Consider the following 19,390-nt stretch of genomic DNA (forward strand, 5'->3'; position numbering starts at 1 on the left):
TGCTCGGAGCGATCGGGTTCCTCCCCGAACTGCCCGACATCCTCGCCCGCGCCGACGCCGTCGTCGCAATCGCCACGGAGCTCGCCCCGAGCGACTTCTGGCCCGAACCGCTGCCGCTGCCCGACACCGTCGTGCGCATCGACATCGACGAGACGCAGATGCTCAAGAACGCCGCGGTCAGCCACCCCCTCGTCGCCGACGCGACCGAGGCCGCCGCCGCGCTCGCCGGCGCCGTCGAACGGGCGCGGAGCCGAGTCTCCGGGCCTGCCGCAGACGCCGCGTGGCCGCGCGAGGTCGAGCAGATCGCCCACGCTGCGGCCGCACGCGACGGGCAGCCGTGGGCGGGCCTATCCGCGGGCCTCAACGCCTTCACGCAGGCCGCGGATTCCCCGGTCGTCATCGCCGCCGACCAGACGATGAGCTGCTACTACGGCGTGCAGACCGGGTGGGAGGCCCGCCTCGGCGATCGCTATCTCTATCCGGCCGGCGCGGGCACTCTCGGGTTCGCCCTCCCGGCGGCGATCGGCGCGAAGCTCGCGGCACCGGCAGCCCGCGTCATCGCGATCGAGGGCGACGGGGGAGCGATGTTCACGATCCCCGAACTCGCCGCCGCCGTCCAGGACGAGGTGAGCCTGGCGCTCATCATCGTCGACAACGGCGGGTACGGGGAGATCCGCAATGAGATGGCCGACCGGGGCGACGTTCCCTCGGGTGTGGCTCTGCGCGGACCCGACTTCCCGGCCCTCGCCGAGGCGATGGGAGCCCACGGAGTCCACGTCGACGGCGCCGACGAGCTCACCGCCGCCCTCACCTCGGCGATGGACCGCACCGGTCCCACCCTCATCCACCTGTGGGAGGACTCCCGAGCCTCGGAGGACATGCTCCGGCGCTGAGGACCAATCGCAGGCGCACCACCCGCTCACCACCCAGCCCCACCCCCGCGCCCGGCGGGGGACGAAGGAGAGACATGACCTACACCCCGTGGCCGCTCAGCGAGGAGCAGTCCGCCGTCATCGACCTGTGCCGGACCTTCGCCGTCGAGCAGATCCGACCCGCCGCACGCGCCGTCGACGAAGCCGACACCGAATCGCCGGTCGACCTGTTCGCCGCTGCGGCGAAACTCGGGATCACCGACTTCATGATCCCCGAGGAGTACGGCGGGGGCGGGTTCACCGACGTGTTCACGCAGTGCCTCGTCCAGGAGCAGCTGTGCTGGGGCGATCCCGGCATCGGGAACTTCGTGTGCTCGAACGGATTCTTCGCCGACCCCGTGCTCGCGCTCGGCACCGACGCGCAGAAGGAGGCGTGGCTGCGGCCGCTGACCGGGGAGACCCCGAAGTTCACGGCGCTGGCGACGACCGAACCGGGATCGGGATCGGATTCGGCCTCGATCATCACCCGCGCGGACCGGACCGAGGGCGGGTACCTGCTCAACGGACAGAAGGCGTGGATCTCGAACGCCGGTCTCGCCGACTTCTACGTCGTCTTCGCGAAGACGGACACCTCTCAGCGGGCCCGAGGGGTCAGTGCGTTCCTCCTGCAGAAGGACACCCCCGGCATGGAGTTCGGGGCGCCGATGAAGAAGATGGGGCAGCGGGCCATCGTGTGCCGGGAGATCTTCCTCTCCGACGCGTTCGTGCCCGAGGACAACCGCCTCGGCGGGGAGGGGCAGGGCTTCTACGGGCTCATGCGCACCTTCGACATCTCCCGCGTCGTCCTCGGCGCCGCGGCGCTCGGGACCGCGCGGGCGGCCTACGAGTACGCCCGTGACTACGCTCGCGAGCGCGAGCAGTTCGGGAAGCGGATCATCGACCATCAGGCGGTCGCGTTCCGTCTGGCCGACATGGCCTCGCGCATCGACGCCGCGTGGCTCCAGGTGCTCAACGCCGCCCGGATGATCGACGCCGGAGACGAGGTGCCTCGGGAGACCGTGACCGGCGCGGCGGCGATGGCGAAGCTGGGCGCCTCGGAGACGGCGATGTTCTCGACGTGGGCCGCCGTCCAGACGCTCGGCGGCTGGGGCTACTCGCGCGAGCACCCCGTCGAGCAGTGGATGCGCGATGCCAAGCTCGAGGAGATCGAGGAGGGCACGAGCGACATCATGCGCCTGCTCATCTCACGCAGCCTCCCGTGAGGGTTCCGGCCCGCGAGAACGGCAGTGAGACCGTCGCCGACCAGGCGCCCTGTCTGGTCGGCGACCGGTTCGAGAAACCTCGGCGAGTCCCGGAATAGCCTGACCTAACCTTGTGTTGTTCGAGATGAGGCCCTGATATAGGGTCGAAAATGAAGCCGCCGGCCAAGGCGGGCATCAATTCTCTTCAGGAGGAATCTCATGGCTGAGCAGTACACACTTCCGGAGCTGCCCTACGACTACTCCGCTCTCGAGCCGCACATCTCGGCTCGCATCATGGAGCTGCATCACGACAAGCACCACGCGACCTACGTCAAGGGCGCGAACACCGCCGTCGAGCAGATCGCCGAAGCCCGCGAGAGCGGCAACCTCGCGAACCTGCCCAAGCTCATCCGTGACCTCTCGTTCAACCTCGGCGGTCACGTCAACCACTCGATCTTCTGGCAGAACATGTCCCCGGACGGCGGCGACAAGCCCGTCGGTGAGCTCGCTGCTGCGATCGATGACCAGTTCGGTTCGTTCGACAAGTTCCGCGAGGTCTTCACGACCGCGGCGACGACGATCCAGGGCTCCGCTTGGGCCGTCCTCGTCTACGATCAGCTCGGCGGCAACCTCTTCGTCGAACAGCTCCACGACCAGCAGTCGGACATCCAGCAGGGCGGCACCCCGATCCTTCAGCTCGACATGTGGGAGCACGCGTTCTACCTCGACTACCAGAACGTCAAGCCCGACTACGTCAAGGCCTGGTGGAACATCGTCAACTGGGAGGACGCCGGCGCTCGCTTCGACCGCGCGGTCAACCAGACCAAGGGACTGCTCCTCGGCTGAGACGCTTCCCTGAACTGAGCGTGTGGGGCCGACGCGGGTCTCAGCGTTGACGCTCGCGCTCACTCGGCGGCCCGGACCCCATCACGGAGTCCGGGCCGCTGCGCATGTGCGCCCCTGACCTCCAGCTCCCGCTTCACTCCGACCTGAACGACCGACTGCGGCGGACTCGCTAGACTGGCGTGCGGGCGAAACCGCCCGCAGATCACCGTCGGAGGAAGCGAGCGCACATGAGGGTAGCCGTCATCGGAGCACAGGGACGGATGGGAGCTCAGGCCGTCCAGGCCGTCGAGGAGGCCGAGGGCCTCGACCTCGTCGCCGCGCTCGGCAGCTCTGATCCGCTCGAGTCGCTCACCGACCTCGACGTCGACGTCGCTGTCGAACTCACCGTGCCCAAGGCCACCGAGGACAACGTCCGGTTCCTCGTCGAGCACGACATCGACACCGTCGTCGGCACGACCGGGTGGGATGCCGACCGGCTTGAGCGGCTCACCGCGCTTCTCGACGACCACCCGGACACCGCCGTCCTCATCGCCCCCAACTTCTCGATCGGGGCGGTGCTCGCCATGCGCTTCGCCGAGGTGGCCGCCCCCTACTTCGACTCCGCCGAGGTCGTCGAGATCCACCACCCCCGCAAGCTCGACGCCCCCTCGGGCACCGCCGTGCACACCGCGCAGCGCGTCGCCGCGGCCCGCCGCGACGCCGGCCTGCCCGCCGTTCCCGATGCCACCGAGACCGATCCCGACGGCGCGCGCGGTGCGGTCATCGACGGCATCCACGTCCACGCGATCCGCCAGCTCGGCATGACCGCCTCGGAGGAGATCCACTTCGGTGCCGCCGGCGAGGCCCTGACGATCCGGACCGATTCGTTCTCCACCTCGGCGTTCATGCCCGGCATCATCACCGCCGTGCGGGCGATCGGCGATCGGACCGGGCTTCTGCACGGCCTCGAGAGCATCCTCGACCTCTGATGTCGAAAGCGAAGATCGGAGCGATCATCGTCTCCGTCGTGCTCGCGTTCTACTTCGTCCTCATGGGACAGCGGGCGTGGATCCTCCTGCGCGAACCCGAGCTCATCCCCAAGCTCATGGGCATCGCTCTGCTCGTGCTGCCGATCGTCGGAGCGTGGGCGCTCATCATGGAGCTCCTCTTCGGATCGCGGATGGAGAGGCTCGCGAAGATCCTCGAGTCCGAAGGAGGACTGCCCGTCGACGATCTGCCGCGCACACCCGGCGGCCGGATCGTGCGGGAAGCCGCCGACGAGGCGTTCGCCCAGTACCAGTCCGAAGCCGACGCCGCACCGGATGACTGGCGTTCGTGGTTCCGACTCTCGTGTGCCTATGACGCCAGCGGCGACCGGCGCCGAGCCCGCGCGACGATGCGCAAGGCGATCTCGATGGAGAGAGCCGGGCAGGCGTAGGCCTCTGGCTCCGGTCCGTGGTGTGCCTGCCGCCGGTCCGAGGGCTGCCCACCGACGGTCCGAGGGCTGCCCACCGCCGGCCCGTGGGGCACTGCTTACCGCCGGTCCGGGGCGCTGCCTACCGCCGGTCCGGGGGACCCGGATTCGCCGGCGGATCCGGATGCGCCGGGGGTTCGGGATTCGCCGGCTGTTCCGGCCGGAGCGGTGGAGGAGTCGCGGTCGCGGTGCCCGGTGCCGCCTCGGCGCTCTGACCAGCACCCGCGCGCACCGGACTCACGGCTGTGACGAGGGAGGCGATGACGCCTTCGAGCGGACCGCGGGGACTGACGAAGACCTTCCACACGATCGCGAGGATGATGAAGGTCAGCGCATGGATCGCGTACTCGGTCGTGACCTTCGCCGGGTCGGCCTGTTCGATCATCGGCGCCGGCTGGTAGAAGGGGTGCGTGATCTCGACGAGGACGACGTGCGCGGCGTAGACCGTCAGCGGCATCGATCCCGGAGCGCTCAGCGGTGCGAGCAGCCATGACCGCCGGCCGAGGAGGATCGCGGCGGCCTGGAGTACGGCGATCGCGGCAAGCGACGTGCCGGCGGTGGAGATGAGATCGAACGGGGTCGCCGAATGCGGCCCCGCAATCGCCAGCCACCACCACGAGTCCGGTGGTGTCACCCCGTAGCTGTTGATGAAGAGCGCGGCGTTGAGATCGGCCCCCGAGGTGGCGGCAAGAGCCTCGAGCTGCGCGCGGCCGCCGGCGACGTCGAGGAGGAACCACGAGCCGCCGCGGCCGATCGCGAAGAGGGCGACCCCGGCGAGGAAGAGCGCTGTGAGGTGCCGGCCGATGTCGATCTTCGCGACCGCCATGCCGAGGAGGATGTAGGCCATCCACTGGAGGATCGGGTAGTAGCCGGTGAAGATGAGGTCGGTGAACATCGGGCCGAGCGACGCGAGATCGAACCACGACATCGCCGAGTACGAGGTCTCGAGACCGTACGTGCTGCGCACCCACATCGACACGAGCGGGCTGAGAGCCATCCACAGCCCGGCGAGAGTGAAGAGCGCCCACGGCCGCAGCCGCAGGAAGAGCAGCGCGATGGCGAACATGACGCCGTAGTTGACGAGGATGACCGCGAGATTCGTCGTGATCGCTCCGAGGAAGAGCCCGACGACGATGATCGACGCCGCCCGCACGAGGACCCCGGGCGCGACATCGCGCAGCCGACCGGTGGCCCTGAGCGTGCCCTGTGTCGAGAGGACGAGCGAGCAGCCGGCGAGCACCGCGAAGAGCGCCGAGGCGCGACCGGAGAAGATCGCCGCCCACGTCGGGTCGCCCATCTCATCGGTGAGGGGGAAGATGTGGGTGACCATCATCGTCAGCAGCGCCAGTCCGCGGGCGGCATCGAGACCGACGAGGCGGCCGGGCGGGCTCAGTCTGCTGACGAACCGCGCCGAGGCGGTCGCCGGGTGAGTGCTCATGGAACGATTCTCACATGTGAGCCCCCTGGGCCGGGTGTGAACGGTATGTTAATGCCATGACCTTCAATCCGAATGCTGACATCAGCTCGAACCGGACGAGTCGTCGCGGACGCAACACGGCGATCGCCGGCGGCGGTGTCGGAGTCATCGGCCTCCTCGTCTTCCTCGTCGGCCCTCTCCTCGGCGTCGACCTCAGCGGGTTCATCGACGATCCGGCGCTCGAGAGCGGCAGCGGCGGGAACATCTCCAACGAAGCGGCGATGGCCCAATGCGACACCGGCGCCGATGCCAACAAGTCGACCGACTGCCGGATGGCCGGGGCCCAGGTCGTCCTCGACGACTACTGGTCGCAGCAGGTCAAGGGTTACACGCCGCCGCAGATGACGATCGTCGACGGACAGACGTCGACGCAGTGCGGCACCGCCTCGAACGCCGTCGGCCCCTTCTACTGCCCGCCCGAGCAGGGTGTCTACATCGACCCGACGTTCTTCGGCGTGATGCGGGATCGTTTCGGCGCCTCCGCCGACGAACTCGCGCAGCTCTACATCGTCGGCCACGAGTGGGGTCACCACATCCAGAACATCACCGGGACGATGGACCGGTACCCCAACAACGGCACTGGTCCCGAGAGCAACGGCGTGCGCACCGAACTCCAGGCCGACTGCTATGCCGGGGCCTGGCTCGGCGACGTCACGACGCTCACCGACGACAACGGCACCCCGTACCTCGAGCCGCCGACGCAGACGCAGATCGACGATGCCCTCAACGCGGCCTTCGTCGTCGGCGACGACTACATCCAGGGGCAGTCGGGCATGGTCAACCCCGAGAGCTTCACCCACGGGACGAGCGAACAGCGCCAGCGGTGGTTCACCGACGGCTACAACAAGGGCCTCGGCAGCTGCGACGCCTTCGCCGTGCCCGGCAGTCAGCTCTGAGACAGCCCCTGCTCTGAGGCAGCCCCTGCTCTGAGGCAGCAGGCTCTGAGGGAGCAGGCACTGAGGCGAGCCGCGAGACCCCTTTCCCCAGTTATCCATACCGTGATATGAATTACTGGTCGGCTTCACCTCGCGCATCGATCAAGGACGATCATGTCTCACCTCTTTCCCCATCTCTTCGAGCCCATCACCCTCGGTTCGCGGACCATCCGAAACCGCATCGTCTCATCCGGCCATGACACGGTCCTCGACGACCACGGGCAGATCGGCCCCGACCTCGTCGCCTACCACGAGGCCCGAGCCCGAGGCGGCTGCGGACTCATCGTCCTCCAGGTCTCCGGCGTCCACGAGACCGCGCGGTACACGAACCATGTCCTCATGGCCACCGACGACTCCGCGATCCCCGGCTACCGAGCCGTCGCCGAGGCGGTCCACCGGCACGGCGGAACGATCTTCGCCCAGCTCTTCCACCCCGGGCGCGAAGTCATGGACGGTCAGGGCGGCATGGCACCGCGGGCCGTGGCACCGAGCGACGCACCGCAGGAGCGCTTCAAGGTCGTGCCCGAGACGCTGAGCACAGCGCAGGTGAGAGACATCATCGCCGGGTATGCGAGCTCGGCGGCGCTGATCGCCGCCAGCGGCATCGACGGCGTCGAGATCGTCGCGAGCCACGGCTACCTGCCCATCCAGTTCTTCAACCCGCGGATCAACACCCGCACCGACGACTACGGCGGCAGCCCCGAGAACCGCCGCCGCTTCCTCACCGAGGTCGTCGCCGGGGTCCGCGCCGCCGTCGGGCCCGACATCGTCGTGGGCCTGCGCATCTCGGGGGAGGAGAAGACCGAGGACGGCCTCGTCGCCGGAGAGATCCTCGACCTCATCGGCCACCTCGACGAGCAGGGCGCCCTCGACTACTTCTCCGTCACCGCCGGCGACTCCTCGACCCTCCAGGGCGCCGTCCACATCGTGCCGTCGATGCAGATCGAACCCGGCTACGCGACGTCCCTCTCGGCGCAGGTGAAGAAGGTCACCGACCGGCCCGTCATGGTCGCCGGCCGCATCAACCAGCCCCATGAGGCCGAAGCCGCGATCGCCGAAGGCCGCACCGACATGGCGATCATGACGCGGGCGATGATCTGCGACCCCGACCTCGCCGAGAAGTCGAAACGCGACGCCGTCGACGAGATCCGCGCCTGCATCGGCTGCAACCAGGCGTGCATCGGCCACTTCCAGATGGGCGTGCCGATCTCGTGCATCCAGCACCCCGAGACCGGCCGCGAACTGATCTTCCTGCCCCGCCCGCACGTCCGTCGGCCGCGTCGCGTCCTCGTCATCGGCGGGGGACCGGGCGGACTCAAGGCCGCCGCGGTCGCCGCCGAACAGGGCGATGACGTCGTCCTCTGCGAAACCGCGCCCCACCTCGGCGGTGCGGTGCTGCTCGCCCAGACCCTGCCCTATCGTGCGGAGTTCGGCGGGGCGGCGACGAACCTGTCCGCCGAGGCGGCCCGGGCCGGGGCCGAATTGCGCACTTCGACGCCGGTGACCCAGGAGATCCTCGCCGAGGTGGCCCCCGACCATGTCATCGTCGCCACCGGTGCGGTCGAGCGGATGCCCGCCCTCGAGATCGCCGATGATGCCCTCGTCATCGGGGCCCGCGAGTACCTCAGTGAGGACCCGCGGCTGCCGGCCGGGCGCATCCTCGTCGCGGACTGGAAGGGCGACTGGATCGGGCTCGGGATCGCGCTCCGGCTCGCGGAGTCCGGGCATCCCGTCACACTGGCCACGGCCGCGAACTTCGCCGGTGCCGCGATCCAGCAGTACACCCGCACCCTGCTCGTCTCCCAGGCGCTGCGGGTCGGGGTGGAGTTCCTCGGGGACGCCCGGCTCGTCGGCGTCGATGAGGACACCGGATACCTCCAGTCGACGCTGTGCGAGATCGTCCACGAAGTCGACGGGGTCGCGGCGACGATCGTGTCCGCGGCTCCCCGGGCGACGGTGCCCGACCTCGACTTCGGACCGGCGAGCGTCGAGGTCATCGGCGACGCCCGGGCTCCGCGGACGGTCGAGGAAGCCGTCTACGAGGGACTCGTCGCCGCGACGAACCTGACGCGGAACCAGCCTGCGACGGCGAGCTCATGAGCCCGCGCCCCCAGCTCGATCCCACGGCCGTCGCCGCGAGACGGACGGCGATCCTCGAGGCGACGATTGCCGAGATCGTCCGACGCGGACCCGAGGCCGTGCGGCTCAAGGACGTCGCCGCGGCGGCCGGGGTGTCCGTCGGCACGGTCCAGTACTACTTCGCGAACCGCGACGACCTCCTCCTCGAGGCGCTGTCGTCGCACAGCCGCTCGGTCATCGACGCGATCGAGCGGCTCGCCCGCGTCGACGGGAGCGCGTGGGATCGCCTGCGGGCGACGTTCGCCGCGGTGCCGACCGTTGAGTCGTACGAGCACCGGGCGATCGTATGGGTCGAACTCGTCGCGGCCGCCCGCCGGAACCGGATCCTCGAGCAGTCCGTCGCCGAGGTGTTCGCCCGCTGGCGGGCGCACTTCCGTTCCCTCATCGACCTCGGGATCGCCGAGGGGAGCCTGACACCTCAGGCGGACACCAGCCGCATCGTCGACACGCTCATCGCCCAGATCGACGGCGTCGACCTCGCGATCGCGGCGGGGCGGGAGGGCCTCACCCCCGACCAGATCAGCGCGACCCTCGAGGCGACGGCCGCCGCCCTGCTCGGGGTCGACTCGACGGCAGTGGCCCGCCGTCCCTGACCGCGGGCAGTCCCGTCCTCACAGCCGCGCGATGGTCTGGACGTCGTCGCGGAACTCGCGCACCGTCTCCTCGGACACCGTGGCCCGGGTCGCGCGGAGCGCATCGAGGTAGTTCTCCGTCGTCAGCACGTCCGAGCGCGCGTCGATGGGCACCTGGTCCTTGCCGAGCGACGCCGCCAGCGCCTCCTGGGAGGCTCGCCTGGCCGCATACTCGATGTCGGCCGGGGTGAGCCCGGAGCTCGCATCGACGAGGGCATCGACATCGATGTCGGCGATGACATGATCGGGGATGTACCTGCTCCAGATCGCATGGCGCGCCGTCGCGTCGGGCAGGCCGATCGGAATGACGTAGTCGAAGCGGCCGTGCCGGAGGAACGCGGCATCGAGGGCCCGGACGAAGTTCGTCGCACAGATGAGCAGCCGCCCCTCCCGATCCCGGAACTCCGCAACCTGCTTGAGCAGCTCGTTCGTCACACCCTGAGTCGGCGACGGCGGTTCCCCGCCGCGCTTCGACGCGATCTCCTCGACCTCGTCGATGAAGACGACGGCATGCTCGAGCTCGCCGATCTGCTCGAACGAGGATCGCAGTCCCGCGGCCACGCCGCCCGGCTCCCCGGACAGCCGGGAGGGGAAGAGCTCGACGAACGGCCAGTCGAGGCGGGAGGCCACGGCCTTCGCGAACGTCGTCTTGCCGGTGCCGGGCGGACCGAAGAGCATGACCGCGCGCGGCGGGACGACACCGAAGTGATCGGCGAGGTCCGGTTCAGCCAGGGGCACGACGAGGCGGTCCTCGAGCATGTCCTTCTCCTGCTGCATCCCGCTCACCGCGTCCCACAGGTGCCTGGGCAGGATCCGGCCGCCGACGCTGCGGAGCAGATCGAGTTCGCGCCGCTGCACGGGCATCTGCCGTTCGAGGTACCGCAGCTGCGAGCGCACCTGGAAGCCGTTGGACTCCAGACCGGCGAACGCCGGGGACTCCGCGGGCACGAGGATCGAGAGCTTTCCGAGACCCAAGGGCATGAAATGGCGCTCGAGCGCATCGAGGAGCCCCGCCTCGGCGGCATCGGCCTGCTCCACCTCGGCGAGGACATGGAAGAAGACGATCCACCCCTGCGCGTGCGCGGCCCGGCCGACCGCGGCCCCGACGATCTCCTCACCCTGGACGGCGACGACGGCATGGTCGTTCTGGCATGAGGCGATGACCTCGGGCAGGGAGTAGACGGGTGCGGACGTCGAGGACTGGGCGGACTCCCAGAGACGGACGATCCCGTCGAGGTCGTCATCGTGGAAGTCGCGGATGCGGGTGCGGCTCATCGAACTCTCCTTCGGTGGGTGTCGCACGGGGCGTGTGCACAGCCTATGTGATCTGCATCTCAGCCCACCAGCCCAGGTCGCGGCGCACCCTGAGCCGGTGCCGCGGGGACCGGCCCCTCAGCGGTATCCTTGTGGCATGGCGATTCTCGGGGACAGTGCGGCGGGCGCCGCAATCGATGCGTTCGGTACCGTCGGCACGGCAATGGTGACTCCGTTCAAGGACGACGGAAGCATCGACTGGGCCGGCGTGGAGAAGGTCGCCGATCACCTCGTGAGCCTCGGCAACGACATGCTCGTCGTCTCCGGCACGACGGGGGAGTCCCCGACGACGACCGACGATGAGAAGATCGAGCTCCTGCGCGTCGTCCGCGGCGCCGTGGGCACCCGCGCGAAGCTCGTCGCCGGCACCGGGAACAATGTCACCGCCCACACTGTTGACTTGAGCAGGCGATCGGCCGAGGCCGGGGCCGACGGCCTCCTCGTCGTCACGCCCTACTACTCGAAGCCGACGCAGGCCGCGATCGCCGCCCACATGCGGGAGGCCGCGGACTCCACCGACCTGCCCGTCATGCTCTACGACATCCCGGGCCGGTCGGGAGTCCCGATCGACACGGACACGCTCATCAGCCTCGGCGAGCATCCGAACATCCTCGCGGTCAAGGACGCCAAGGGCGACCTGTTCGCCTCCTCCCAGGTGATGGCCGCCTCGCCGCTGGCCTACTACTCGGGCGAGGATGCGCTCAACCTGCCGCTGCTCGCGATCGGCGCGGTCGGACTCGTCTCCGTCGCCGGGCATGTGTGCACCGACCGCTTCGCACCGATGGTCGCCGCGGTCGCCGCGAACGACCTCGACACCGCACGCCGGCTCAGCACTGAGTCGGCCGGCATCGTCGATGCCCTCATGAACCACATGCCGGGAGTCCTCTCGGCGAAGGCCGCACTGCAGGCCCAAGGAATACTTGACAACCGCGGTACCCGGATGCCGCTGCTCCCAGCAGATGAGGAGCAGACGGCGTTCGTCACCGCCCAACTGACCAGGAGTGGTTACCTCAGTGAATAATGCATTGACCCAAGAGCTCAGCAGCCCGCCGAAGATGGATCCGGAAGCCGTCCGGATCGTCGCCCTCGGCGGTCTCGGCGAGGTCGGGCGCAACATGACCGTGTTCGAATACCACGGCAAGATCCTCATCGTCGACGCCGGCGTCCTCTTCCCCGAGGAGGAGCAGCCGGGTGTCGACCTCATCCTCCCCGATTTCTCCTATCTCGACGACCGCCTCGACGACATCGTCGGCCTCGTCCTCACCCACGGCCACGAAGACCACATCGGCGCCGTGCCCTACCTGCTCAAGCGCAAGCCCGACATCCCGATCCTCGGATCGAAGCTGACGATCGCTCTCATCGAGGCGAAGCTCAAGGAGCACCGCATCAAGGCGGTCACTCGCGTCGTCAAGGCCGGTGACACGGACCAGCTCGGTCCCTTCGACCTCGAATTCGTCGCCGTCAACCATTCGATCCCCGACGCGCTCGCCGTCTTCATCCGCACCGGCGCCGGCAACATCCTCCACACCGGCGACTTCAAGATGGACCAGCTCCCGCTCGACGGTCGGATCACGGACCTCCGTGCCTTCGCCCGCCTCGGCGAGGAGGGCGTCGACCTCTTCATGACGGACTCGACGAACGCCGAAGTGCCCGGCTTCACGGCGCTGGAGAAGGACATCGGTCCGGTCCTCGAGAACCTCTTCGGCCACGCCGAGCGCCGCATCATCGTCGCGTCGTTCTCCTCTCACGTCCACCGCGTCCAGCAGGTCCTCGACGCTGCGAGCGCGCACGGTCGCAAGGTCGCCCTCGTCGGCCGGTCGATGGTGCGCAACATGAAGATCGCCGCGGATCTCGGCTACCTCCACGTGCCCCAGGGCGTCCTCATCGACATCAAGGACGTCGACGACCTGCCCGATGACCAGGTCGTTCTCATGTGCACCGGGTCCCAGGGCGAGCCGATGGCCGCGCTGTCGCGGATGGCCAACCGCAACCACCGCATCGAGGTCGGCGACGGCGACACCGTCATCCTCGCGTCCTCGCTCATCCCCGGCAACGAGAACTCCGTGTTCAAGGTCATCAACGGCCTGATGAAGCTCGGAGCGAAGGTGATCTCGAAGGCCGATGCGAAGGTCCACGTGTCCGGTCACGCATCCGGTGGCGAACTCCTCTACTGCTACAACATCGTCCAGCCCCGCGGTGTCATGCCCGTGCACGGCGAATGGCGGCACCTGCTCGCCAACGCCCGCCACGCCGAGGCGACGGGAGTCGACCCCGACAACATCGTCCTCGCCGACGACGGCTGGGTCGTCGATCTCAAGGACGGCCACGCCGAGGTGGTCGGGGCCGTGGACTGCAACTACGTCTTCGTCGACGGCTCCTCCGTCGGTGAGATCACCGAGGCGGACCTCAAGGACCGTCTCGTCCTCGCCGGTGAGGGATTCGTGACGATCTTCCTCGCCGTCGACAGCCAGACGAAGACCGTCATCGCCGGCCCGGAGATCCACGCTCGCGGCGTCGCCGAGTCCGACGACGTCTTCGACTCGATCATCCCGAAGGTGACGAAGGCGATCGAAGAGGCACTCGAGTCCGGCACGACCGACCAGTACCAGCTGCAGCAGGTCGTCCGCCGCACCGTCGGCCGCTGGGTGTCCTCGAAGCTGCGCCGCAAGCCGATGATCGTCCCGATGGTCGTCATCGTCTGAGGCTCTCTGCCCTGAGCCCACCGTGAGAGCGCGGTGAGCCGAGATCAGCGAGGTGCTCTGCACCGCGCCGGATCCGGTTCACCGCGCTCTTGCTGTGTCGGGGTCGGTGGGGCGGTGTCGCTCGGTGCGTTGGGAGTTCCGGACGCAGAGTGTCGATTTCGGACTCGATGATCGACACTCTGCGTCCGGAGGACGGCGCCGTGGGGCGTTCGCGGCGTCGGTTCGGCGCGTCAGTGTCGGTTCACCGCGTATTTGCCGCGCCAGGGCGTCGGCGGGTGGCGCGGTCGGGCGTGCGGCACCGTGCTGGGCTGGTCGCGGGCGGTTGCGGCCGAGTTGAGGTCGTTCTGGACAGATTTCGGCGTGTTGTCTCTGCCCAAAACGACCTGAAGTCGGCGCCCGTCGCGGTGGTACCCGGGGCGCTGGGAGTTCCGGACGCAGAGTGTCGATTTCGGACTCGATGATCGACACTCTGCGTCCGGAGAACGGGGCGCACCGCCCCTCACGTCGCGGGGACGAGGGGCTTTCCGGCTGAGCGGCGGGCGAGGACGACGAGCACGGCGAGCCCGACGATGATCGCGCAGAGCACGACCGTGCCGGCGTTCGCGCCGAGGCCGTTGATACCTATGAACGCGAGCGCTCCGGCGGTGAGCGCGTAGACGAGCATGGGGATCGAGGTGCGCCGGATGAGTTCGCCCTCGCGTCCGATGAGGCCCACCGTCGCCGAGGCGGCCACGACGTTGTGGACGGCGACCATGTTCCCGGCCGCTCCGCCCACCGCTTGGGCCGCGACGACGGTCTCGGGGGAGGCTGCGCCGATCGCGACGCCGGTGGAGAACTGGAACTGGGAGAACATGATGTTCGAGACCGTGTTGGAGCCGGCGACGAACGCTCCGAGCGCTCCGATGAAGGGGGCGAGCAGCGGCCAGGCGTCGCCGACGGTGGAGGCGGCCGCCTCGGCGAGGGTGACCGGCATCGATTCCAAACCGGCGTTGTTGTAGTCCGGTCCGGAGTTGATGAACACCCGCACGAGCGGCAGGGAGCACAGGAGCGCGACGGCGGCGCCGGCGATCTGCGCGCCGGCGATCGACCACGACGACCCGATCTGCTCGCGCGTCATCCGGTGGATGAGGTAGGTCAGCCCGCACGCGAGGACGAAGATCGCTCCCGGTGACCAGAGGAGATCCATGTTCTGGCTGATCGGGGTGCCGAAGATGCCCTCGACCTTGATGACGGCCGGACCGTTGAGGAACTCCTTGACCGGCGGCACATTGCGGGTGAAGAGGAGGAGGGCGACGACGATGAGGTAGGGCGCCCACGCCCTGGCCAGGGACATCTTCTTCGTCAGGTGGGCGGCTTCGTCGGCGGGGTCGACGGTGCCCATCCAGAATGCCGGCCATTGGCTGCGGGGCGCGAAGTCCCAGATCTTCTTCGGCATGAGGAAGCCCATCCGCGAGGTCGTCACGACGATCGCCAATCCGATGAGGCCGCCGAGGAGGGACGGGAACTCGGGACCGAGGAACATGGCGACGAGGAGGTAGGGCACGATCATCGCGAGTGCCGAGTAGATCGCGAACGGGGCGACGGCGAGCCCGTCGGCGAAGCGGCGGCGCTCTCCGAAGAACCCCGTCATCAGGCAGGCGAGGAGGAGCGGGATGAGGATGCCGCAGACGGCGTGGATGAGGGCGACCTGGACGGCCGTGTGGGCGATGAAGCCGGACTGGTCGAGCCCGAGCTGAGCGGCGCGGGCGGCGACGTCGGGTGACATGCTCCCGTCCTCCTGAGCCAGACCCGTGCCGATGCCGACGATCATCGGCGTGCCCACCGCCCCGAAGCTCACCGGAGTCGACTGGATGATGAGGCCGGCGAGGACGGCGGCGATCGCCGGGAAACCGAGGGCGAGCATGAGCGGAGCGACGACGGCGGCAGGGGTGCCGAAGCCGGCCGCGCCCTCGATGAAGGAGCCGAAGAGCCACGCGACGATGATGACCTGCACGCGGCGGTCAGGCGAGATCGAGACGAAACCCGCGCGGATCGTCTCGATCGCCCCCGACCGGGTGATCGTCGCGAGGAGGAGCAGCGCCCCGAAGACGATCCACAGCAGGCCGATGGCCACGAGGAGGCCCTGGACGACGGAGGCGGCGATCGTCACCCACTCGATCTGCCACGCGAAGTTCGCGATGAGCGCGGCGGCGACGAGGCCGATCGGCATCGCGTACTTCGCCGGCCAGCGGAAGCCGATGAGGAGGACCCCTGCGAGCAGGATCGGGGTGAGGGCAAGGAGTGCGGCTACGGCCAGGTTGTCCATCGTCGTGTCCGATCCGTGGCGGCGCTGCCACTTCGTGGAGTGGCACAGGTGCCACGTGGAGGAACGGTGACGCTGTCACCTGGAGGGACGGCGACGGTGCCACCGGTGCGGCCGCGGACGACCACGGCGTTGACGTCATTGTCCTGTGCGGGACGCAGGTGGTCAAGGAACCACGCAGGGCAGGCGACCGGACTCTTGAGTCCCCGCGTGAGTGTCGATAGTGTCAGAGCAGTGGTGCTTGTCGGACAGCGGCGAGCGCAGGCACGGCACCAGGCCGGGGACGAAGGAGTCGGTTGTCATGACGTACATCAGCAGAGAGTCCGCTGACCAGGTCCCCGGACTGCCCGAGGTCGTCGACGCCGACACCTGGCGCAATGCCCGGGCTGAGATCCTCGATCGGGAGAAGGCCCACACCGCCGAGGCGGACGCCATCGCCGCCGCCCGCCGCACACTGCCGATGGTCGAGATCGACGGGGACGCCGAGGTCCACGGCGAGGACGGTCCGGTCGCCTTCCGCGACCTCTTCGATGGTCGTGACGAGCTCATCGTCTACAAGCACATGTGGTACGACGGGGCACCCCACCAGGGACAGTGCGAAGGATGCACCGCGGTGGCGTGGAGCATGCGCGACTCCGTCTACCTCAACGCCCGCGGCGTCTCGTTCGCCGTCCTCACCTCCGGAGCCTGGTCCGAGGTGCGCCCGTTCGTCCACTTCATGGGCTATGAGCAGCCGTGGTACTCCGTGCGCGGTCTCGATGAGCCGCTCGGCGGCGACATGGGCTCCCTCCTCAGCTTCGTGCGCCGAGGCGACCGGGTGTTCCTCACCTATGCGACGACCGGACGGGGTGTCGAACCGGTGACCGGGTTCCTCGGTCTGCTCGACATGACTCCGCTGGGCAGGCGCGAGGGCTGGGAGAAGGTGCCCGAGGGCTGGCCCGCGGTCCCCGATGCCGGATCGCCGGTGGGCGGGCGCGGCACCCCGGTCGGCTGGTACTGGCGCACCGACGACAAGGGTGCGGCGACGTGGGGGCCGACGAGTCGACCGGTGCCCCAGTGGACCCGCCACGGGGCAGCGCCGGTGACCTCGCTGGGACGCAACGGCCACAACCACTGACGCGCGGTGGCAGCGGTCGACGCGGACCGGGGAGCCACCTCGGCGAGGTGAGGTGAAGCGTCGGGAACAGCGGTTTGACGAGATGTGCATCACAACATATTCTTTCGGTGTGTGAACAAACAATTTCACGATGTGAAAGTTTCGCCGGCCAAACCCCGCTGCCCGCGATACTCGACGCACCGGCCCCGGTGCGACAAAAAGGAGAACCACCGATGACTGCTCATATCGAGAACCTCGACATTCCCGCCGGGATGGAGATCACCGGCGAACTGCCGGACGGCGCGGAGAAGGTCCTCACCCCGGAAGCGCTCAAGCTCATCGTCGAGCTGCACCGGAAATTCAACGGCGACCGGCTCGAGCGGCTCGAAGCGCGTCGGGTGCGTCAGCAGGAGATCGCCAATGGGGCCGATCTCGACTTCCTTCCCGAGACCAAGGAGATCCGCGAGGACGAGAGCTGGCAGGTCGCTCCGCCGGCGCCCGGTCTCGAGGACCGCCGCGTCGAGGTCACCGGTCCGACGTACAAGAAGATGACGATCAACGCGCTCAACTCCGGCGCGAAGGTGTGGCTGGCCGACCAGGAGGACGCGAACACCCCGCAGTGGGACTCGGTCATCGGCGGTCAGATCAATCTCCTCGATGCGCTCAACCGCGAGATCGACTTCACCTCGCCCGAGGGCAAGGAGTACACGCTCGCCCCCGATGAGGAGCTGCCGACGATCGTCGTGCGCCCCCGCGGCTGGCACATGCCGGAGAAGCACATCCTCGTCGACGGCGAGGAGACCTCGGGTTCGCTCGTCGACTTCGCGCTCTACTTCGCGACCGCCGGTCAGAAGCAGATCGAGAAGGGCAAGGGCCCGTACTTCTACCTCGCGAAGATGGAGTCCCACCTCGAGGCGCGCCTGTGGAACCAGGTCTTCGAGTACGCCGAGGACGCCTTCGGGCTGGCCCGCGGCACGATCCGCGCGACCGTGCTCATCGAGACCTACCCCGCGGCGTTCGAGATGGAGGAGATCCTCTACGAGCTGCGCGAGCACTCCGCCGGGCTCAACGCCGGGCGCTGGGACTACATCTTCTCCGTCATCAAGAACTTCCGCTCCCGCGGCGCCGACTACCTGCTGCCCGACCGCTCGGACGTGACGATGACGGTGCCGTTCATGCGCGCCTACACCGAGCTGCTCGTGCGCACGTGCCACAAGCGCGGGGCCCACGCGATCGGCGGCATGAGCGCGTTCGTCCCGGCGAAGGACCCGGCGGCCAACGAGGCGGCGTTCGCCAAGGTCCGCGAGGACAAGTCCCGTGAGGCCGGCAACGGCTTCGACGGCTCGTGGGTCGCCCACCCGGGCATGGTCGCCCTGTGCAAGGAGGTCTTCACCGAGACCCTCGGCGACAAGCCCAATCAGATCGACAACAAGCGCGAGGACGTCTCCGTCACCGCCGCCGAACTCCTCGACGTGCGTTCGACCCCCGGTGCCATCACCGAGGCGGGCCTGCGGACGAACATCAACGTCGGCATCCAGTACCTGCGGGCGTGGCTCGAGGGCAACGGCGCGGTCGCCATCCACGGGCTCATGGAGGATGCCGCGACCGCGGAGATCTCCCGCTCGCAGGTGTGGCAGTGGCTCGACGCCGGGGTCGAACTCGACACCGGTGAGACGGTGACCCGGGAGCTCGTCGAGAAGCTCGTCGCCGAGGAGGTCGCCGGCCTCCCCGGTGACCCCGCGGACTGGAAGGACGCCACCGACCTCTTCCTCTCCGTGGCCGTCGCCCCCGACTACGTCGACTTCCTCACCCTGCCCGCGTACGCGAAGATGGACTGACCCCGGGGTCGGCGGGGGCCGGCGGGGTCGGTCCGGGCGACCGGCGCGTCCCGTTCGGGCGGGCCCAACTGCTTCGACGCGGTGAACCGGCAAATACGCCCTTAGCAAAGAGCGTATTTGTCGGTTCACCGCGTTGTTGTTCTTCGGCCGGTTGTGTCACCGCGTCAGTGTCGGTTCACCGCGTATTTGTCGCGCCAGGGCGTCGGTGGGTGGCGCGGCCGGGCGCGCGGTACCGTGCTGGGCTGGGTGTGGGCGGGTCGCGGGCTGGCTGCGGCCGAGTCGAGGTCGTTCTGGACAGGTTTCGGCGCGTTATCTCTGCCCAGAACGACCTGAAGTCGGTGCCTGTCCCGATGGCACCCGGGGCGTTGGGAGTTCCGGACGCAGAGTGTCGATTTCGGACTCGATGATCGACACTCTGCGTCCGGAGGACAGTGCCGGGGGCGTTCGAGGCGTCGGTTCGGCGCGTCAGTGTCGGTTGACTGCGTCGGAATCGTTCGCCGAAGTGGTCCCCGCAGCCGTGATCGTTCGCCGAGGTGGCCCCGC

15 protein-coding genes are annotated in these 19,390 nt (G+C 68.7%); 12 read left to right on the forward strand and 3 right to left on the reverse strand.

The annotated features are described in order from the left end of the window. The 5 genes from FFS20_RS13365 to FFS20_RS13385 all read left to right on the forward strand — a co-directional run. The coding region (locus FFS20_RS13365) for a thiamine pyrophosphate-dependent enzyme (RefSeq protein ID WP_249356849.1) at window positions 1-893 on the forward strand (893 nt) is incomplete at its 5' end. Between the two features lie 74 nt (window positions 894-967). Further along, entirely contained in the window at window positions 968-2,134 is a 1,167-nt protein-coding gene (locus FFS20_RS13370) for an acyl-CoA dehydrogenase family protein (protein WP_137826334.1), read from the forward strand. Between the two features lie 198 nt (window positions 2,135-2,332). Beyond that, entirely contained in the window at window positions 2,333-2,959 is a 627-nt protein-coding gene (locus FFS20_RS13375) for a superoxide dismutase (RefSeq protein ID WP_137826335.1), read from the forward strand. Between the two features lie 227 nt (window positions 2,960-3,186). Continuing rightward, complete coding sequence (gene dapB / locus FFS20_RS13380; RefSeq protein ID WP_137826336.1) at window positions 3,187-3,927, forward strand: 4-hydroxy-tetrahydrodipicolinate reductase; 741 nt, start codon at window positions 3,187-3,189, stop codon at window positions 3,925-3,927. Then, window positions 3,927-4,376 carry a tetratricopeptide repeat protein gene (locus FFS20_RS13385; protein WP_137826337.1) on the forward strand — a complete coding sequence of 150 codons (450 nt, stop codon included), beginning with the start codon at window positions 3,927-3,929 and terminating at the stop codon, window positions 4,374-4,376. Before dapB ends, FFS20_RS13385 begins: the two co-directional genes overlap by 1 nt. Window positions 4,377-4,494: 118 nt before the next feature. Here FFS20_RS13385 and FFS20_RS13390 read toward each other — a convergent pair whose 3' ends face one another. Further along, entirely contained in the window at window positions 4,495-5,850 is a 1,356-nt protein-coding gene (locus tag FFS20_RS13390; protein ID WP_137826338.1) for a heparan-alpha-glucosaminide N-acetyltransferase domain-containing protein, read from the reverse strand. A gap of 56 nt (window positions 5,851-5,906) precedes the next feature. Between FFS20_RS13390 and FFS20_RS13395 the strand changes: the two genes are divergently transcribed. From FFS20_RS13395 to FFS20_RS13405, 3 genes are all read left to right on the forward strand, one after another. After that, window positions 5,907-6,785 (forward strand): neutral zinc metallopeptidase, encoded by an 879-nt coding sequence (locus FFS20_RS13395; protein WP_137826339.1) that lies wholly within the window; start codon window positions 5,907-5,909, stop codon window positions 6,783-6,785. A gap of 153 nt (window positions 6,786-6,938) precedes the next feature. Next, window positions 6,939-8,924 carry an FAD-dependent oxidoreductase gene (locus FFS20_RS13400; RefSeq protein WP_137826340.1) on the forward strand — a complete coding sequence of 662 codons (1,986 nt, stop codon included), beginning with the start codon at window positions 6,939-6,941 and terminating at the stop codon, window positions 8,922-8,924. After that, window positions 8,921-9,556 carry a TetR/AcrR family transcriptional regulator gene (locus FFS20_RS13405; protein ID WP_137826341.1) on the forward strand — a complete coding sequence of 212 codons (636 nt, stop codon included), beginning with the start codon at window positions 8,921-8,923 and terminating at the stop codon, window positions 9,554-9,556. The genes FFS20_RS13400 and FFS20_RS13405 overlap by 4 nt, the downstream gene beginning before the upstream one ends. An 18-nt stretch (window positions 9,557-9,574) precedes the next feature. Here the strand turns inward: FFS20_RS13405 and FFS20_RS13410 are convergent, their stop codons facing one another. Further along, window positions 9,575-10,870, reverse strand: a complete 1,296-nt coding sequence (locus tag FFS20_RS13410) for an AAA family ATPase (protein WP_137826342.1) — start codon at window positions 10,868-10,870, stop codon at window positions 9,575-9,577. Window positions 10,871-11,006: 136 nt separating this feature from the next. On the opposite strand from FFS20_RS13410, the gene dapA reads away from it, so the two are divergent. Together dapA and FFS20_RS13420 are read left to right on the forward strand one after the other, a co-directional pair. After that, on the forward strand, window positions 11,007-11,930 hold the full coding sequence (gene dapA / locus FFS20_RS13415; protein ID WP_137826343.1) for a 4-hydroxy-tetrahydrodipicolinate synthase: 924 nt from the start codon (window positions 11,007-11,009) through the stop codon (window positions 11,928-11,930). A gap of 34 nt (window positions 11,931-11,964) precedes the next feature. Continuing rightward, entirely contained in the window at window positions 11,965-13,611 is a 1,647-nt protein-coding gene (locus tag FFS20_RS13420; RefSeq protein WP_137826361.1) for a ribonuclease J, read from the forward strand. A gap of 499 nt (window positions 13,612-14,110) precedes the next feature. Here the strand turns inward: FFS20_RS13420 and FFS20_RS13425 are convergent, their stop codons facing one another. Further along, entirely contained in the window at window positions 14,111-15,916 is a 1,806-nt protein-coding gene (locus FFS20_RS13425) for an L-lactate permease (protein ID WP_137826344.1), read from the reverse strand. 298 nt (window positions 15,917-16,214) lie between these two features. On the opposite strand from FFS20_RS13425, the gene FFS20_RS13430 reads away from it, so the two are divergent. Both FFS20_RS13430 and aceB read left to right on the forward strand, forming a co-directional pair. After that, a complete protein-coding gene (locus tag FFS20_RS13430) occupies window positions 16,215-17,030 on the forward strand; it encodes a DUF899 family protein (RefSeq protein ID WP_137826345.1) in 816 nt (271 codons plus the stop codon). Window positions 17,031-17,242: 212 nt separating this feature from the next. Further along, window positions 17,243-18,847: a malate synthase A gene (gene aceB, locus FFS20_RS13435; protein ID WP_137826346.1), complete on the forward strand. Its 1,605-nt coding sequence runs from the start codon at window positions 17,243-17,245 to the stop codon at window positions 18,845-18,847. Window positions 18,848-19,390 lie beyond the last annotated feature (543 nt).

This window comes from Brevibacterium sp. 2SA (assembly GCF_005502845.1).
GTDB lineage: Bacteria > Actinomycetota > Actinomycetes > Actinomycetales > Brevibacteriaceae > Brevibacterium.

Excerpts from the sequence above, each read along its gene's own strand:
- FFS20_RS13370 (WP_137826334.1), top strand. The coding sequence starts at position 968 with ATGACCTACACCCCGTGGCCGCTCAGCGAGGAGCAGTCCGCCGTCATC.
- FFS20_RS13410 (WP_137826342.1), bottom strand. The coding sequence starts at position 10,870 with ATGAGCCGCACCCGCATCCGCGACTTCCACGATGACGACCTCGACGGG.
- FFS20_RS13430 (WP_137826345.1), top strand. The coding sequence starts at position 16,215 with ATGACGTACATCAGCAGAGAGTCCGCTGACCAGGTCCCCGGACTGCCC.
- FFS20_RS13375 (WP_137826335.1), top strand. The coding sequence starts at position 2,333 with ATGGCTGAGCAGTACACACTTCCGGAGCTGCCCTACGACTACTCCGCT.
- FFS20_RS13425 (WP_137826344.1), bottom strand. The coding sequence starts at position 15,916 with ATGGACAACCTGGCCGTAGCCGCACTCCTTGCCCTCACCCCGATCCTG.
- FFS20_RS13400 (WP_137826340.1), top strand. The coding sequence starts at position 6,939 with ATGTCTCACCTCTTTCCCCATCTCTTCGAGCCCATCACCCTCGGTTCG.
- aceB (WP_137826346.1), top strand. The coding sequence starts at position 17,243 with ATGACTGCTCATATCGAGAACCTCGACATTCCCGCCGGGATGGAGATC.
- FFS20_RS13385 (WP_137826337.1), top strand. The coding sequence starts at position 3,927 with ATGTCGAAAGCGAAGATCGGAGCGATCATCGTCTCCGTCGTGCTCGCG.
- dapB (WP_137826336.1), top strand. The coding sequence starts at position 3,187 with ATGAGGGTAGCCGTCATCGGAGCACAGGGACGGATGGGAGCTCAGGCC.
- FFS20_RS13390 (WP_137826338.1), bottom strand. The coding sequence starts at position 5,850 with ATGAGCACTCACCCGGCGACCGCCTCGGCGCGGTTCGTCAGCAGACTG.
- FFS20_RS13405 (WP_137826341.1), top strand. The coding sequence starts at position 8,921 with ATGAGCCCGCGCCCCCAGCTCGATCCCACGGCCGTCGCCGCGAGACGG.
- dapA (WP_137826343.1), top strand. The coding sequence starts at position 11,007 with ATGGCGATTCTCGGGGACAGTGCGGCGGGCGCCGCAATCGATGCGTTC.
- FFS20_RS13420 (WP_137826361.1), top strand. The coding sequence starts at position 11,965 with ATGGATCCGGAAGCCGTCCGGATCGTCGCCCTCGGCGGTCTCGGCGAG.
- FFS20_RS13395 (WP_137826339.1), top strand. The coding sequence starts at position 5,907 with ATGACCTTCAATCCGAATGCTGACATCAGCTCGAACCGGACGAGTCGT.